Raw genomic sequence first — 17,383 nt, forward strand, 5'->3', positions numbered from 1 at the left:
GCGAGCGAGGGGCAATCTATGAGCATACTGCAGCACTTCAAAGACCGGTATGAGAGTACCCAGGAAGAAGAATACAGCCTGGAGGAATACCTGGAGATCTGCAAAAAGGACCCAACGGCCTATTCCACGGCCGCTGAGAGAATGTTAATTGCCATCGGCGAACCAGAACTCGTCGATACCTCCCGTGATCAGAGGCTGTCACGCATCTTTTCCAACAAGGTCATCAAGCGATACCCGGAGTTTTCCGAGTTTTACGGCATGGAAGACGCCGTCGAAAACATCGTGTCCTTCTTCCGCCACGCGGCCCAGGGTCTGGAAGAGAAGAAACAGATTCTTTACCTCCTCGGCCCGGTCGGTGGCGGCAAATCCTCCCTGGCGGAAAAGCTCAAGTCACTGATGCAGAAGGTGCCTTTCTACGCCATCCAGGGTTCGCCGGTGAACGAGTCACCGCTTGGCCTGTTCGACCCGGCTGAGGATGCCCAGATCCTGGAAGAGGAATACGGCATTCCGGCCCGCTACCTGAAAACCATCATGTCGCCCTGGGCCGTCAAACGCCTGCACGAGTATGGCGGCGATATCAGTCAGTTCCGGGTGGTCAAGAAATACCCCTCGGTACTCGACCAGATTGGCGTGTCCAAAACCGAGCCCGGAGACGACAACAACCAGGATATTTCCGCCCTCGTGGGCAAGGTCAACATCCGCATGCTGGAAGATTTCTCCCAGGATGATCCGGATGCTTACAGCTTCAGCGGCGGCCTGTGTAAAGCCAACCAGGGTCTGATGGAGTTCGTGGAGATGTTCAAGGCGCCGATCAAGGTGCTGCATCCACTGCTGACCGCCACCCAGGAAGGCAACTACAACACCACCGAAGGCATGGGCTCGGTGCCCTTCGACGGCGTAATTCTGGCCCACTCCAACGAATCCGAGTGGCAGACTTTCCGCAACAACAAACACAACGAAGCCTTCCTTGACCGGGTCTACATCGTCAAGGTGCCTTACTGTGTGCGGGTAACCGAAGAAATTGAAATATACAAAAAGCTGCTGAGCAACAGTTCACTGGAAGGCGCGCCCTGTGCTCCGGACACCCTGGACATGCTTGCCCAGTTCTCCGTGCTCTCGCGAATTAAAGAACCTGAAAATTCCAGCATCTTCTCAAAGATGCGGGTTTACGATGGCCAGAATATCAAGGACACCGATCCGAAAGCCAAATCCATCCAGGAGTACCGGGATGCAGCGGGCGTGATGGAAGGCATGGACGGCCTCTCGACCCGGTTTGCCTTCAAGATCCTGTCCAAGGTATTCAACTTCGACACCACTGAAGTGGCTGCCAATCCGGTACACCTGCTCTATGTTCTGGAGAAACAGATTGAACAGGAGCAATTCCAGGCCGAAACCCACGAGAAATACCTCAGGTTTATCAAGGAATTCCTCGCACCGCACTATGTCCAGTTCATCGGCAAGGAAATCCAGACTGCGTACCTGGAAAGCTACAGCGAGTACGGCCAGAACCTGTTCGATCGGTATGTAACCTATGCCGATTTCTGGATTCAGGATCAGGAATACCGGGATCCGGAGACTGGCGAAATTCTCGACCGATCCTCGATCAACGACGAGCTGGAGAAGATCGAGAAGCCGGCTGGCATCAGCAACCCGAAGGATTTTCGCAACGAAGTGGTCAATTTCGTGCTGCGGGCGCGGGCCAACAACCAGGGCCGCAACCCGTCCTGGCTCAGCTATGAAAAGCTGCGCAGCGTGATCGAGAAGAAGATGTTCTCGAACACCGAAGACCTGCTGCCAGTGATCTCCTTCAACCCGAAAGCCAGTCAGGAAGATCAGAACAAGCACAAGCAGTTCGTCGAGCGTATGGTCGACCGAGGCTACACGGAGAAGCAGGTACGGCTATTGGCCGAATGGTATCTGCGGGTTCGAAAGTCTCATTAAGTCAGTGACCACTCACTGAACTGGAGTTACGCCATGGGAATGACCCACATAGTCGACCGGCGACTGAACGGTAAGAACAAGAGCGCGGTGAATCGGGAACGGTTCCTGCGCCGCTACCGCCATCACATTAAACGTGCGGTGGCGGATGCGGTGCAGAAGCGCTCAATAACAGATATTGAGCGGGGCGAGAAAGTCAGCATTCCGTCCCGGGATATTGAAGAACCCATCTTCCATCACGGCCAGGGTGGCCGGCGGGAGGTGGTTCACCCCGGTAACCAGGAGTTTGTGGCCGGCGATACCATCCCCAAGCCCGAAGGCGGGGGTGGCCAGGGCTCCGGACAGGGGCAGGCCAGCCCGGATGGTGAGGGGATGGACGAATTCGCCTTCCAGATTACCCAGGAAGAGTTCCTGGATTTCCTGTTCGACGACCTGGAACTGCCCAACCTTGCCCGCAAGAAACTGAAAGACACCGAAGCGTTCAAATACGTCCGCTCGGGTTTCAGCACCCAGGGGGTGCCGGCCAAGCTGGATGTAGTGCGCTCCCTGCGCGGTGCCCATGCCAGGCGCCTGGGCCTTGGCGGTGCCCGCAAGAAGAAAATCCGGGACCTGGAAAAACAGCTGGAAGCCCTGAAATCCGCGCCAGATGATCTGGACCCTGCGTTCAGCCATGAGGACCAGATTCAGGTTCTGGAGGAAGAAATTGCCCGGCTGAAAGCGAATGTGAAACGAATCCCGTTCATTGATGAAATAGACCTGCGCTACCGCCAGCACCTGAAGCAGCCGCAACCGGCCACCAGCGCGGTCATGTTCTGCCTGATGGATGTGTCCGGTTCGATGACCCAGATGCACAAGGACATCGCCAAGCGCTTTTTCATCCTGCTGTATCTGTTCCTGAAGAAGAACTACAAGAAAATCGAAGTGGTTTTCATCCGCCACCACACCAGCGCCAAGGAAGTGGACGAGGAGGAGTTCTTCTATTCCCGGGAAACCGGCGGCACCATCGTCTCCAGCGCACTCAAACTGATGCACAAGATTGTTGAATCCCGCTATTCCCCGTCCGAGTGGAATATCTACGCGGCACAGGCATCAGACGGCGATAACTGGAATGACGATTCTCCGGTCTGCGGAAAGATTCTTGCCGACAGTATTTTGCCGCTGGTCCAGTACTTCGCCTATGTGGAAATCACGCCACAGGATCACCAGATGCTCTGGTATGAATACGAAAAGATTCACGAGCGCTTCCCCCAGAGCTTTGCGTTACAGCAGATCGCCGACCCCGGCGAGATCTACCCGGTGTTCCGCCAGTTGTTTGAGAGGAAAGCCGCATGACCAACCTGATGGATCGCCCGAATCTGCCGGGAAGTGACCAGCCCAGAGCCCGGGAGCCGATTTCCACAGGCTCTGAATGGACTTTCGAGCTGGTCCAGAAATACGACGACGAGATCGCCAAATGCGCCGCCGAGTTTGGCCTGGACACCTACCCCAATCAGGTTGAGGTGATCAGCGCCGAGCAGATGATGGACGCCTACAGCTCCGTGGGCATGCCCGTTGGCTACCATCACTGGTCCTTCGGCAAACAGTTCCTCAGTACCTCAAAGGGATACCAGCGCGGCCAGATGGGGCTGGCCTATGAGATCGTCATCAACTCCAATCCCTGCATCGCTTACCTGATGGAGGAAAATACCCTGCCCATGCAGGCGCTGGTGATTGCCCACGCCTCCTATGGCCACAATTCCTTCTTCAAGGGCAATTACCTGTTCCGCACCTGGACCGACGCCAGCGCTATTATTGATTACCTGGTGTTTGCCCGGAATTACGTGGCTGAATGCGAAGAGCGTTACGGCGTTGACGCTGTGGAGGAGATTCTCGATTCCTGTCACGCCCTGATGAACTATGGCGTAGACCGCTACAAGCGGCCCGCCCCCATCTCAGCCTCGGAAGAAGTGCGGCGGCAGAAAGAGCGGGAGGAATACCAGCAACGGCGCATCAACGACCTGTGGCGAACCATCCCGAAAATGGACGAGGATGATGACCCGGTTAAGCGGCGCAAACGCTTCCCCGAGGAACCGCAGGAAAATATTCTCTACTTCATCGAGAAAAACGCCCCGCTGCTGGAAACCTGGCAGCGCGAGATCATCCGCATCGTGCGCAAACTGGCCCAGTATTTCTACCCCCAGCGCCAGACCCAGGTGATGAATGAGGGCTGGGCCACCTTCTGGCATTACACTCTGCTGCACCGCATGTACGACAAGGGCCTGGTGAACGACGGTTTCATGCTCGAATTCCTCCAGAGTCATTCGGCCGTGGTTTATCAGCCGCCGTTTAACAGCCCATGGTACTCGGGCATCAACCCCTATACCCTGGGTTTTTCGATGTTCACGGACCTTCGCCGGATCTGTGAGAAACCGACAGATGAAGACCGGCACTGGTTCCCGGACATCGCCGGCAGTGATTGGCTGGAAACCCTGCATTTCGCGATGAAGAACTTCAAGGACGAGAGTTTTATCCAGCAGTTTCTCTCTCCCAAGGTGATGCGGGACCTGAAGCTGTTCGCGATCCAGAACGACGACCAGGAAGATGTGTACCGGGTAACGGCCATTCACGACGAGCCCGGCTACCGGGAACTACGGGAAAAACTGGCCCGCCAGTACAACCTCAGTTACCGTGAGCCGAACATTCAGGTGTGGAACGTGGATGTGCGCGGTGACCGCTCACTGACCCTCCGGCACGTTCCGGTAGACCGTGTGCCCCTGGGCAACGAGACCGCTGAAGTGCTGCGCCATGTGCACCGGTTATGGGGCTTTGATGTGCACCTGGAAAGCGTGGACGACGGCGCCACAATTCAGGAATACCATTGCCCGCCCCGGGAATTCGAGGAGGACTAATCTGGAACCCACTGGCACTCTCGGGCCAGTATTGGCCGGCCCGGTCCTGCGCCATACTGCACCAGACTCAATGGTTCTCTGGCTGGCCACCAGCGAGAGAGCATCATTCTCTATCCAGGTATTTGACGGCGAACACATCCTGCTCGACCGCCCGCTAGCTGACCATGAGATTACCCGGCTCAGGATCGGTGCCCGGGCCTGGGTGAATCTTCTGACGATCGAACCGGAATCTGCCCTTCCCACGGATACCCGGCTTGAGTATGACCTCGGCCTGGCCGGCAATACCGGTCAGGCCCCACAGTGGATCCGGGACTGGGCATCTCACCTTTGCCCCGACGGCCGTCAGCGACCCGGGTTTACCCTGAAATCGAAACTGGATCGCATTCTCCACGGTTCCTGCCGTAGGCCCCACCACCCTGCTTCCGACGGCCTGGTTCGGGTGGACGAAGAATTGCACAAGGCAGAGCAACTGGAGGATATTCCCTCCCTGCTGCTCATGACCGGCGATCAGATCTATGCCGACGATGTGGCTGGCCCGATGCTGCACGCCATCCACTGTGTGATCCATCAGCTTGGCCTGTACCAGGAATCCCTCGAAGGGGCATCGCTCAGCCACAGCCGTGAACTGACATCGATGTCCAATGCCTACTACCATCGGGATGCCCTGCTGCCGGAAACCGAATCCAACGAAGAGCTGACTGAACGCTTCTTCGGAGGCGTCCGGAAGCCTGTATTTACCACTGCCAACGCCGGTAACCACCTGATCTCGTTCAGCGAGGTAATGGCCATGTACCTGCTGGTGTGGTCACCGGAACCCTGGACCCTGGTGACAGCGGCCGAACCGGTCAACAATTCGGAGGAGCTGACCCGTTACCAGAAAGAGCAGCAAGCCATCGATGCCTTTCGGGAGAGCCTTCCCAGGGCCGCCCGGGCACTGGCCAATGTGCCCGTATACATGATTTTCGATGACCATGATGTGACTGATGACTGGAACCTCTCGGCCCTGTGGGAAACCACCGCCTACGAGCATCCGTTTTCCCGGCGGATCATCGGCAATGCGCTGCTGGGGTATATGCTGTGCCAGGGCTGGGGCAACCAGCCTGAAAACTTCGGCGGCGTCATTGAACAGTGCCAACAGTTGCTGAATGCAGAAAAGGACCAGAATGAACTGGACAAGGAAATCCAGGACGAGCTGATCGACCGGCTATTCCACTTTCATTGTTGGCACTACAGCCTGCCGACCTCACCCCGTCTGGTGGTGCTGGATACCCGGACCCACCGCTGGCGAAGCGAGATACGCCGGAGGCATCCGTCCGGGCTGATGGACTGGGAGTCACTGACCGATTTTCAGCAGGAAGTCATGGGGGAGCAGTCAGTGGTTGTGGTCTCACCCGCCCCCATGTTCGGCGTGAAGCTGATCGAGATGATCCAGAGGGTGTTCACCTTCTTTGGCAAGCCATTGCTGGTGGACGCTGAAAACTGGATGGCACACCGGGGCGCCGCCAACGTATTACTCAATATCTTCGGGCACCCCCGAACACCGCGGCACTTTGTGATTCTCTCCGGCGATGTCCACTACTCTTTTGCCTATGACGTCCGCCTGCGTCACAAAAAAAACGGACCCCATATCTGGCAGATCACCAGCAGCGGCATAAAAAACGAGTTTCCCAACTCCCTGCTGGAATGGATGGACCGTCTCAATCGCTGGCTTTTTGCGCCCTGGTCTCCCCTGAACTGGTTCACCAAAAGGCGGCGGATGTGGATTTCACCCAGGCTGCCCGAGGGCCGGGAGGCCGGAGAGCGACTCTGGAATCACTCGGGAATCGGAGACGTAAGACTGGACGACGAGGGCGCACCCACCGCCATCCGGCAACTGAACGCCGGCGGCGGGGGTACCATCTTTCAGCAACGCAAAGACGACTGATCAGACATTGACGGACGGCAGTCCGGAAAGGGCCATTGCCAGTTCCTGTTCGTCGTATTCGTGGTCACTCAGGTCACCGGCAAAATAGGACGTGTAAGCCGCCATATCGAAGTGACCGTGGCCACAGAGGTTGAACAGAATCACCTCTTCCTTGCCTTCCCGCTTGCAGCGCAGGGCTTCGTCGATGGCGCCCTTGACCGCGTGGTTGGCTTCTGGCGCGGGCACGATGCCCTCGTTGCGGGCAAACAGCACGCCAGCCTCGAAGCATTCGCGCTGGGTGTAAGACACAGCATCAAACAGCCCCAGTTCCTTGGCGTGGGACACCATGGGCGCCATGCCGTGGTAACGCAGACCGCCGGCATGGAAACCCGGCGGTGTGAAGCCGGAGCCCAGGGTGTGCATCTTGGTGAGCGGAGTCATGTGTGCAGTATCACCATAATCGTAGGCGTACTTGCCGCGGGTCAGGGTCGGACAGGCGGAAGGCTCCACAGCAACGATCCTGGATTTTTGCCCACCACGGAGCGCATGGCCCATAAACGGGAAGGCAATGCCGGCAAAGTTGGAACCACCGCCGGTGCAGCCCACGATGACATCCGGCCAGCAATCCGCCATTTCCATCTGCTGCATGGATTCCAGACCAATGATGCTCTGGTGCAATAACACATGGTTAAGCACCGAGCCCAAGGCGTACTTGGTGTTCGGATCCTGTACCGCCAGTTCCACCGCCTCTGAAATGGCAATCCCCAGACTGCCGGTGTGGTCCGGGTTATCCGCCAGTACCTTGCGCCCGAATTCGGTCAGTTCCGAGGGCGAGGCTACGCATTTCGCGCCATAGGTTTCCATCACCGCCCGGCGATAGGGTTTCTGGTTGTAGGAAACCCGCACCTGGAACACAGTAACGTCAATATCAAACAGCGAACCCGCGAAGGACAGCGAAGTACCCCACTGGCCGGCGCCGGTTTCCGTGGTGAGGGTACGAATGCCCGCTTCACGGTTGTAGAACGCCTGGGGAATGGCGGTATTGGGCTTGTGGCTGCCCGCCGGGCTCACACCTTCGTACTTATAGAAGATTTTCGCCGGTGTACCAAGGGCCTTCTCGAGACGATGAGCCCGGTATAACGGGGCCGGGCGCCAGAGCTTATAGACATCGCGAACCGGCTCGGGAATCTCGATTTCCCGCTCGGTGGTCACTTCCTGTTCGATCAGTGCCATCGGGAACAGCGGTTCAAGGTCGGAAGGGCCTACAGGCTGTTGAGTCCCCGGGTGCAGCACCGCCGGCAGCGGCTCTGGCAGATCCGCCTGCAGGTTGTACCAGTACTTCGGCATCTGGCTCTCTTCGAGAAGAAACTTGGTTTGCATGGTTCTGGGTTCCCTGATTCTGGTGTTGTTATTCAGTGCGCAGAATACCGGCTCCGCGCCGGCTTAAAAAGTTCTTTGCTGGAGATCATGGTGGCCTAGGCCGGCAGCCAGGACGCAAGCAGATCCACCAGCCACGGTACCAGCAGGGCCGTAGCAAAGGCGGAAAGCGCCATCGCCAGCCCGGAAAACGCCCCCATCTGGGAGCTTACCTGGAAGGCCCGGGCAGTCCCGATACCGTGGGCCGCGACGCCCATGGCGATGCCTTTGGCGGTATCATCCCGCACCCGGATCCATTCGAACAGTTTGGTACCGAGCACAGCGCCGGTAATCCCGGTGATCACCACCAGCACTGCGGTCAGTGATGGCAGCCCGCCAATTTTTTCCGAAATACCCATGGCGACAGGCGCCGTGGCAGATTTGGGAGCGAGGGACATCTGGATTTCCATAGAGCCGCCAAGCAGCCGTGCCAGACCAATGGAGCTGCCGGCAGCAATCACCACACCGCAGAACAGTGAGATCGTTACCGGCAACCAGAGTTGGCGCAACCTGGAAAATTGTTGATACAGGGGAACGGCCAGGGCAACCGTGGCTGGCCCCAGCAGGAAGTGAACAAACTGGCCGCCTTCAAAGTAGTCACTGTAGGAGGTACCGGTGGCCAAAAGAAGGATGATAAGCATCGCAACCGAGGTGACCACCGGGTTGGCCAGGGGATTGGAGTTGGTTTTCAGGTATAACCGGTAGGCCAGCCCGTAGGCCACCAGGGTAATGGTGAGCCCCAGCAGCGGAGAGGCAGACAGGTAGACCCAAATATCTTTCAGTCCCGGCTCATTCATCATGCTTACCGTTCTCAGCGAGGGGTTTCGTGAACCAGCGGGTAGTCACCTGCATGATCAGCGCCGTTGCGACCATGGTGATCACGGTACTTAACAGCAGTGCCAGGGTGATCGGCACCCACTCGTCGGCAATGCGGCCAAAATGAGCCATCATGCCTACGCCTGCGGGCACGAACAGCAACGAGAGATGGCTCAGCAATGCGCTAGACGCCTGGTCAACCGATTCCGGGGTTCGGCCACGAATCATCAGGGTTATAAACAGCATGACCATGCCGAGAACCGGTCCGGGAATCGGCAGGCCCAGCAGACGAACCGTAATTTCACCCACCAGCTGGTACACCAGCAGCAGGGTAATGCCATTCAGAAACTGCATCGGTTGGTATTCCGGTCAGTGAATCTGGACTTTGGTATCGGGAATAATACTCCGGCCATACATGGCCAGAATAAACCCTATCGGGAACATCAGCACCCCATAAACCGCAGCCGGTATGGACATGGCGCTGGATTCCAGCAGAGTCAGCGTCACCATCAGGGCAATGGTACCGTTTTTCACACCAAGCTCCACAGCCACCGCCAGGGATTCCCGCTGGGTCAGTCCGGCTACCCGACCTGCCAGTAAGCCCAGCAGGATACCTGCCACATTCAACAGGATGGTTGCCGGGCCAGCCTGTTTCAGGAGCTCCCAGATCTGATCCCGCACCCCGTAGACCAGGGCGACAATCAGAAGGGCGAGCACAACCCCACCGAAAATACTGACAATGCTTTCCGCCTTGCGGGCAACCTCCGGTTTACGGGTACGTACCGTCATTCCGATGGCTACCGGAAACAGCACAATACCAATCAGCATGCCCACCGTTTTCCAGACAGGCAGTACGATATTTTCCTCTGTGCCCATGTAATGTTGCAGGGCAAGATTGGTGAACAGAGGCAGTGTGAGAATGGTGATCAGGCTGGCACTGACCGTCAGCACTATGGAGAGCGCGATATTGCCCCGGGCAAGCAGCACGAAAAGATTGGATGTAGTACCACCCGGGCAGGCGGCAATGATCACCAGACCGACAGCAATGGCAGGCGGAACCGCCAGCAGGGTGGCAAGCATAAAGGCGATCAGGGGCATTATCAGAATCTGGGCAACGGTTCCGACAATCATCCCTTTCGGATACACAGCCACCTGGCGGAAATCGCGAACCGTCAGGGTCATGCCGATACCAATCATGATGATGAACAAAGCAATCGGCAGACCTGCCGAGATAAGCGGGCTGGATTCCACAGTGCCTCCGGATGTTTTTGTTTTTACTGCAACCAACCGATGAAAAGTAGCACAGACTGCTCACTTGCGGGAGCGTTCAACCGCAACCGCTTGTAACAGTGAAACAGCGCAAAACCGGGGGAACTTTCTGACCACGAGGATCGTGTCCTGAAGCGGTTATCAGTATACTTGCAACAGACAAATAAAATATCTGGACACTCGTGGAGACACTCAAGGAATGAAACGCCTGGGAACCCTGGACGCCTCTTGGCTGGCCGTAGAATCTGAAGACACCCCCATGCACGTGGGAAACCTGCAGATCTTTTCGCTACCTGAGGGCGCCCCTGAAACCTTTCTTCGGGATATGATCACCCGCATGAAAGAAACCGGCGATGTGGCGCCGCCGTGGTGCTACAAGCTTGCCTGGTCCGGTTTTCTGGGCCGGGTGCTGGCGCCGGCCTGGAAAGTCGATAAGGACATCGATCTGGATTACCACGTCCGCCACTCTGCGCTGCCCCGACCTGGCGGCGAACGTGAACTGGGCATCCTGGTTTCGCGACTGCACTCCAACCCCCTCGATTTTGCCCGCCCACTCTGGGAGTGCCATGTTATCGAAGGGCTGGAGAACAACCGCTTTGCTCTTTACACCAAGATGCATCACTCCATGATTGATGGCATCAGTGGTGTTCGCCTGATGCAACGGGTGCTGACCACAGACCCGGATAAAAAAGACATGGCTCCCCCCTGGTCGGTTCGGCCAGAACGCCGCCGGGGCAGCAAAACCGATTCCGAAGCCAGCGTACCGGGCGCTTTTTCGCAGGCCATGGATGCCCTCAAGCTGCAGGCCGATATGGCACCACGGCTGTGGCAGGCGGGAAACCGGCTGGTCCACTCGGTCCGCCATCCGGAGGATGGTCTCACCGCGCCTTTCACCGGGCCGGTATCGAAGATCAATCACCGGGTAACCGGCCAGCGCCGGTTCGCCACCCAGCATTACCAGCTGGACCGAATTAAAGAGGTCTCACGAGTATCCGGCGGCTCCCTGAACGATATCGTGCTGTACCTGTGCGGGACCGCCCTCCGGCGCTTCCTGCTCGAGCAGGATGAGCTACCCGACACCCCCCTAACCGCGGGCATACCGGTCAATATCCGGCCATCCGATGACCAGGGCACAGGCACCCAGATCAGCTTTATTATCGCCTCCCTCGCGACCGACGAACCGGACCCGCTGACACGCCTGCAAAATATCAAGACATCAAGCCGGCGGGCGAAAGAACATCTGCAGAAGCTGCCCAAGAGCGCACTGACCCAGTACACCATGCTGCTGATGTCGCCCTACATTCTTCAATTGATGTCCGGGCTGGGCGGGCGAATGCGCCCGGTGTTCAACGTCACCATCTCCAACGTACCCGGCCCCCAGAGAACGCTCTACTATGAGGGCGCCAGGCTGGAGGCCATGTACCCGGTGTCACTGATTACCCACGGCGGCGCTCTGAACATTACCTGCCTGAGTTATGCGGGTTCCCTGAATTTCGGCTTTACCGGTTGCCGGGATACCCTGCCAAGCATGCAGAAACTGGCGGTGTATACCGGAGAGGCACTGGATGAGCTGGAAAGCCTGATTTTGCCGCCGCTGGCGAAACCAGAAGCCGTCGAAAAAACAGAAGCGGCCACTAAACCGCGGAAACCCCGAAAGAAGGCCGCGCCGAAAACGTGAAGGTGTATGGTCCGGGCCCCGATTCAGCCCGGGCTTTTCCAGTTGGCAGCGCCCACAAAGATCAGCTGAAGGAAGCGGGTGGTCCGCTTCCTGATCTGCTCAATCTGGTAATCATCATCCGGTGAAACACCCAGCAGATCGGTCAGGCTGAAAGCGACACTTCGCACCACCAGATCAGAGGTCATATCCAGATCCTGGTCGTTAAGATGATCCACCAGTCTCAGTCTGCGCAAGTCGTTGGCCAGCTCACTGGCGAAATACCGCATTTCGCTGCGAATGCCCTCCTGCACTGCCCGGCTCTCTCCGGCGAGCCCCTGGGCCATGAACATAAAAAAGCTCCGGTTGGCCCGAGCGTGGCTGATGAAGATCGCCACGGATTCTTCAATCAGCTTGTCCGCCTGCAGCACATTGGCCCGGGCCTCACGCATCATCCGGCGCAATACCAGTCCCAGCTCATCCACCAGCTGCAAGCCCAGGTCATCCATATTGCGGAAATGGCGATAGAACGAGGTTGGCACCACCCCAGCCTGTCGCGTTACTTCCCGGATGCCAAGACTGGCGAAATGCCGTCCCTTCCCCACCAGTGTTAACGCCGCATTCATCAGTTTCTCGCGGGTTTCACCGGGTTTTCTTCGCTGTTTTTCCGCCATCGTCTGCCTGTACTGCCTGCCGTTAGTCAATGGTTGACAAGTGTACACAACCGGAAAAATAAAAGTACAGAATGCTTGTCATTTTACGCCAATGCACAAGTACCCATTGTCTCTCTTAATATCACTGTGTACATTCGTACACATAAGTGTACAACTGTGCACAAAGGTCAGGATATTCACGGGAGACAACCACCATGCTAGCGAAACAGACCCAGAGCCGAACGCTGCATTGGCTCGGCAGGCAGCTCTTCAACCGGGATGACCCGGCTGCATTTTTCGATCCTCTGCTTGAGCGCATCAATCCGATGTGGGTACAAGAGTACACACCGGCACGGGTGGAACAGATCATTCAGGAAACCCCGGACACCAAAACCCTGGTACTGAAGCCGTCCCGTAGATGGGCCGGATTCAGGGCCGGTCAGCATGTAAACATCTGTGTTGATGTGGGTGGCATCCGGCGTAACCGCACTTTCAGTCTTTCGAGCTCCCCGATTCTCTGGCAGGAACAGGGACGGGTGACGCTCACCATCAAACGTCTACCGGGCGGTCGGGTGACTAACTGGATACATGATGCACTCCAGACCGGCACCGTGATCGGAATGGGCGAGGCCTTCGGTGATTTTCTTGTTCCCGAGCCGGCCCAACCAGTCCTGTTCATTGCCGGAGGCAGCGGGATCACGCCGGTTTTGAGCCAGCTTGAAACCATGGCTGCCATCGACTACCGGGCACCCGTGACGCTACTTTACTTCGTTCGAACCGGAGACGACGTCATCGCCAGGGAAAAACTTCAGGCCCTGTCAGCGCGCTACAGCGCGCTGACACTGAACATCATCGCAACCCATGAAACAGAGGAACACCGTTACCTGTGCGACGAGGATCTTGATGCCATACCCGGAATCAAGGCGCGGCAGGCCTTCCTTTGCGGTCCGACAGGGCTGATGGACCTGGCCCGGAATCTTCTGCATCAGCGGGGCATTGCCGACACAGACATCCACAGCACTTTCTTTTCGGTGCCACAGGCCGACCTGGGCAACGAGGCACTGGGCGGGCAAGTCCGGTTTTCCGGAAGCAAGCTGGACATAGGCTCCGAGGGCGATGCCACCTTGCTGGACATTGCCGAAGCCGCCGGCCTGTCACCGCGCCATGGCTGCCGTATGGGCATTTGCCACCAGTGCAGCTGCCGAAAAACCGCCGGCACCGTGGTCAATCGCCTGACCGGTCAAACATCCGGCCCCGGTGAGGAAAACATTCAGATTTGCATTTCGGTGCCCAAGGGCCCGGTTTCCATCGACATCTAAGATCCGACACCAAATTACATCGCGGAGTCTGAAATCTCCGCAAGGAGCACCACCATGAAACAGATGACCGAAGCACAGCTCTCGGAACTCGAACAGGATCTCAACGCCATTCGGAATGAGGTTATCGCCGATCTCGGCGAGCGGGATGCCCAATACATCCGCCGTATGGTACGCCTGCACCGAATGCTCGAAGCCGGTGGCCGGGTGATGATGCCGTTTGGCTTCATTCCACCGGTCTTCGTTGCGGCGACGGCAACCCTGGGCATTGCCAAGATTCTGGAGAACATGGAGATCGGCCACAACGTGATGCATGGCCAGTACGACTGGATGAACGACCCGAGCCTGCATTCCCAGACCTACGAATGGGACACCGTCTGCACCGGTGATTCCTGGCGCCGCACCCACAATTACGAGCACCACACCTACACCAACATCATCGGCAAAGATCGGGACTACGGGTACGCGGTTCTGCGGCTGAGCGATGATGAACCCTGGAGGCCGCGTCATTCCCTGCAGTTCATCAACTACATTCTGCTCAGCGTGTTCTTCCAGTGGGGTGTGGGACTGCACGAACTGGAAACCGAGAAGCTTCAGCGCAGGGAGATCAGCTTACGCGAAAAGCTGCCGTTCCTGAAAGAGTTCGCCCGCAAGGGGGGCCGGCAGGCGTTCAAGGACTATGTGTTTTTCCCGTTGGTCACCTTCCCGGTGGCGCCCATCGTTCTGGCCGGCAACGTGGGCGCAAACCTGATACGCAATCTCTGGTCGTCAACGGTGATTTTCTGCGGCCACTTTACCCAGGACGCCGAAACCTTCAGCGAGGAAGAATGCGAAGGTGAGAGCAAGGGCCACTGGTACCTGCGCCAGCTAACCGGCTCCTCGAACTTTACCGGGGGCCGCTGGCTGCATATTCTGAGCGGACACCTGAGCTACCAGGTAGAACACCATGTATTCCCCGACCTGCCCGCACACCGCTACCCGGAAATCTCCGGAAAAGTACAGGCGGTCTGTCAGAAGCATGGCATTCACTACAACACCGGTAGCTTCGCCCGGCAGTACGGCACCGTATTGAAGCGGGTCCTCCGGCACTCCCTGCCCGAGCATCTTGGAGGAAGCTCCGCCACTACGGCATAACGGGCTCACAGGTTCCGGAATGCAGGTTGCCGGGCGCATGGACCGTCACCCGGTTCCGGCCAGCCTGCTTGGAGGCATAGAGGGCCCCGTCTGCCGCCGAAATCAGCTCGCACGGCTCCACGGAAGCACCACCGGGAGCCGTCGCCACGCCGAGACTGACGGTTACCGGAACCGGCTGCCCTTCCCATTCAAATCGCAGATCACGCTCAACCGTCGCACGAACCTTTTCCGCCAGCGTCCTGGCTCCGATGGCATCGGTATAGGGCAGGATAATGGCAAACTCTTCTCCGCCATAACGCGCGACAATGTCGGTTTCCCGGCGGACAACCACTGCCAGGGTATCAGCAAGGCGCTGCAGGCACGCATCCCCGGCCTGGGGCCCCAGATTGTCGTTAAACGATTTGAAGTGATCCACGTCGATCATAATCAGGGCCATCGGACCCTGACGCCGGCAGCGGGCCGCTTCTTCCGCCAGGCGGGCATCGAAATAGCGACGGTTGAATACCCCGGTTAACCCGTCCGTTGAACTCAGGGCTTCCAGCTGCCGGTTGACGGCCTCCAGCTCTGATGTTCGCGCGGCAACCCGGGACTCCAGCTTTTCGTTCATTTCCTGCTGGATCTGCTGGTTCTTGAGCGACATGTGCCTCAAGCGGTCAGCCAGGGCAATGGACAGCAGAATGACTTCGAAAGCGGAGCCAATCTGGATACCGAACTCGGTGACAAAGTTGGCGGGCACGATGGCAAACGTCTTGAGCGTGTAAAGAAGCATCCCGGACAACAACGCGGTCCAGGCCACCATGAAATATCGGGCCGGCCGGAACCTGCGGTACAGGCAAATTCCACCTGCAAGGATGACAAACCCCACCGATACCGCTGCCATAAAGGTGTTCACCCGAATAACCGGGCCGTACGCGGGCCAGAACAAGGCCGCCGCGCCAGCTATCACAAAGGAGGCCATCAGCGAGAGAAACACCTTCTCAAGCCTGGGAGCATTATCCTTGAGTGCCAGGAAGGAGCGCGAAAACCCGAGAACACAGAACATGCCAGCGGCGATCAGGAACGCCACTGCTCGATTGTTCCACCAGGGCAACTCCGGCCAGAGGTGCTCAAATGCCAGACCATTCAGGGTGAACTGGAGCAATCCATAGGACAGGATATAGGACACGTACCACAGGTAATTGGTGTCCCGGAACGATACGAAGATCAGAAAATTGAAGATCGCCATGCAAACCAGGAGCCCATAATAGAGCCCCAGCAGAAACCGCTCCTGGTGGTCCGCCGAACTGAAGTCATCCGAGTGCCACAGCAGGGTTCGCATCTGCACAGCCCCGGAGGTCCTGACCCGGAAAAACAGATCGACGCTCTGACCGGTAGGCAGCTTCAGGAGGAAATTGATATTGTGGTGATCCTTGGGACGCTGCCGAAAGGGAATCGCGTCTCCCGCTATCTGGCGACCGATGCTCCCGTCCGCCCGGACGAAGAAAACTTCCATTTCATCAATGATCGGATACAGGCCTTCAATCACCCAGCGATCATTCGGGCTGGAGTTGTTCACTACGCGGGTGTGAAACCAGAAGGTCGAATCGGTAAAGCCGAAGTTATACGCTTCCTCCGGAATGCCGTCGGATGCGATCTGCGGCCAGCGCTGGACGATCTGGGAAATATTCAGGCTGGACGAGGAATCTTCGTAGTAGGTTAAATGCCGGGATATGTCGAGGCGCCCGCTGTCCTCAATCAGTACAACGGGAAAACTGTCCGGTATTCCAGTTGCAGACGCACCTGCCGAACACAGCGCCAGCAACACCAGCAAGGCAATATGAATCAAACCGGCCCCGACTACTCTTATTTTTGTTTATATTGTTATTCAATAATGGATATCATCCTATCGAACCTGCGGGGTAGTCAGCAGTTATTAATGGATTTTATTCGTAAATTTCTGTATAGGGCCGTCAGGCGATCTGAAGAAGTCTCAGCAACTGAGGCCTGTGCTGGTCCTGGATAATATCGGCCAGGGTGTACTTGTCGAGCACTTCCAGAAAGGCATTCAAGGCCTCCCCGAACATCGACTTCAGACCGCACACCGGGGTTATCTTGCAGGCGTTTTTCGATGAAAAGCATTCCACAATGCTAAGATCCTGCTCGGTTTCCCGCACCAGAATACCGACGTTGATATCGGAGGGCGCCATGTGCAGACGCATACCTCCTTTCTTGCCACGGATAGTTTCGATGTAACCTTTCTTGTTCAACTGATGGACCACCTTCATAAGATGGTTTTTTGAAATATCATAACTGTCGGCAATTTCCTGAATGGTTGCCAACCGGTCACCCTGCGCTGCGAGATAAATCAGGACGCGAAGTGAATAATCCGTGTAGCGGGTGATGTGCATTCAATACTC

At 57.2% G+C, this 17,383-nt stretch carries 14 protein-coding genes; 7 read left to right on the plus strand and 7 right to left on the minus strand.

The annotated features are described in order from the left end of the window. Positions 1–18: 18 nt before the first annotated feature. The 4 genes from CLH62_RS06690 (at position 19) to CLH62_RS06705 (ending at position 6,750) form a co-directional block, all read left to right on the plus strand. The gene (locus CLH62_RS06690; protein ID WP_099617321.1) at positions 19–1,941 is read left to right on the plus strand and encodes a PrkA family serine protein kinase; all 1,923 of its coding nucleotides are present in this window, start codon (positions 19–21) and stop codon (positions 1,939–1,941) included. A 33-nt stretch (positions 1,942–1,974) separates the two neighbouring features. Then, positions 1,975–3,270, plus strand: a complete 1,296-nt coding sequence (locus tag CLH62_RS06695; protein ID WP_099617322.1) for a YeaH/YhbH family protein — start codon at positions 1,975–1,977, stop codon at positions 3,268–3,270. Continuing rightward, positions 3,267–4,826, plus strand: a complete 1,560-nt coding sequence (locus CLH62_RS06700) for a SpoVR family protein (protein ID WP_099617323.1) — start codon at positions 3,267–3,269, stop codon at positions 4,824–4,826. Before CLH62_RS06695 ends, CLH62_RS06700 begins: the two co-directional genes overlap by 4 nt. A gap of 70 nt (positions 4,827–4,896) precedes the next feature. Next, on the plus strand, positions 4,897–6,750 hold the full coding sequence (locus CLH62_RS06705; protein WP_228152783.1) for an alkaline phosphatase D family protein: 1,854 nt from the start codon (positions 4,897–4,899) through the stop codon (positions 6,748–6,750). Here CLH62_RS06705 and CLH62_RS06710 read toward each other — a convergent pair whose 3' ends face one another. From CLH62_RS06710 to CLH62_RS06725, 4 genes are all read right to left on the minus strand, one after another. Continuing rightward, entirely contained in the window at positions 6,751–8,109 is a 1,359-nt protein-coding gene (locus CLH62_RS06710; protein ID WP_099617324.1) for a TrpB-like pyridoxal phosphate-dependent enzyme, read from the minus strand. It lies immediately after the preceding gene. A 95-nt stretch (positions 8,110–8,204) separates the two neighbouring features. After that, positions 8,205–8,942 carry an LrgB family protein gene (locus CLH62_RS06715; RefSeq protein WP_099617325.1) on the minus strand — a complete coding sequence of 246 codons (738 nt, stop codon included), beginning with the start codon at positions 8,940–8,942 and terminating at the stop codon, positions 8,205–8,207. Beyond that, complete coding sequence (locus CLH62_RS06720; protein WP_099617326.1) at positions 8,935–9,315, minus strand: CidA/LrgA family protein; 381 nt, start codon at positions 9,313–9,315, stop codon at positions 8,935–8,937. The genes CLH62_RS06715 and CLH62_RS06720 overlap by 8 nt, the downstream gene beginning before the upstream one ends. Before the next feature lie 15 nt (positions 9,316–9,330). After that, the gene (locus CLH62_RS06725) at positions 9,331–10,212 is read right to left on the minus strand and encodes a bile acid:sodium symporter family protein (RefSeq protein ID WP_099617327.1); all 882 of its coding nucleotides are present in this window, start codon (positions 10,210–10,212) and stop codon (positions 9,331–9,333) included. Positions 10,213–10,429: 217 nt separating this feature from the next. Between CLH62_RS06725 and CLH62_RS06730 the strand changes: the two genes are divergently transcribed. Next, positions 10,430–11,908: a WS/DGAT/MGAT family O-acyltransferase gene (locus tag CLH62_RS06730; protein WP_099617328.1), complete on the plus strand. Its 1,479-nt coding sequence runs from the start codon at positions 10,430–10,432 to the stop codon at positions 11,906–11,908. Positions 11,909–11,931: 23 nt separating this feature from the next. Here the strand turns inward: CLH62_RS06730 and CLH62_RS06735 are convergent, their stop codons facing one another. Further along, positions 11,932–12,558, minus strand: a complete 627-nt coding sequence (locus tag CLH62_RS06735) for a TetR family transcriptional regulator (RefSeq protein ID WP_099617329.1) — start codon at positions 12,556–12,558, stop codon at positions 11,932–11,934. 194 nt (positions 12,559–12,752) lie between these two features. Between CLH62_RS06735 and CLH62_RS06740 the strand changes: the two genes are divergently transcribed. Further along, positions 12,753–13,856, plus strand: a complete 1,104-nt coding sequence (locus CLH62_RS06740; RefSeq protein WP_099617330.1) for a ferredoxin reductase — start codon at positions 12,753–12,755, stop codon at positions 13,854–13,856. A 54-nt stretch (positions 13,857–13,910) separates the two neighbouring features. Further along, the gene (locus CLH62_RS06745) at positions 13,911–14,987 is read left to right on the plus strand and encodes a fatty acid desaturase family protein (protein ID WP_099617331.1); all 1,077 of its coding nucleotides are present in this window, start codon (positions 13,911–13,913) and stop codon (positions 14,985–14,987) included. Here CLH62_RS06745 and CLH62_RS06750 read toward each other — a convergent pair. Further along, positions 14,977–16,812 carry a sensor domain-containing diguanylate cyclase gene (locus tag CLH62_RS06750; protein ID WP_099617332.1) on the minus strand — a complete coding sequence of 612 codons (1,836 nt, stop codon included), beginning with the start codon at positions 16,810–16,812 and terminating at the stop codon, positions 14,977–14,979. The two genes, CLH62_RS06745 and CLH62_RS06750, sit on opposite strands and share 11 nt — an antisense overlap. Positions 16,813–16,936: 124 nt before the next feature. Continuing rightward, positions 16,937–17,374: an RrF2 family transcriptional regulator gene (locus tag CLH62_RS06755; protein WP_099617333.1), complete on the minus strand. Its 438-nt coding sequence runs from the start codon at positions 17,372–17,374 to the stop codon at positions 16,937–16,939. Between the last annotated feature and the right edge of the window lie 9 nt (positions 17,375–17,383).

This window comes from Marinobacter guineae, from assembly GCF_002744735.1.
Lineage (GTDB): Bacteria > Pseudomonadota > Gammaproteobacteria > Pseudomonadales > Oleiphilaceae > Marinobacter > Marinobacter guineae.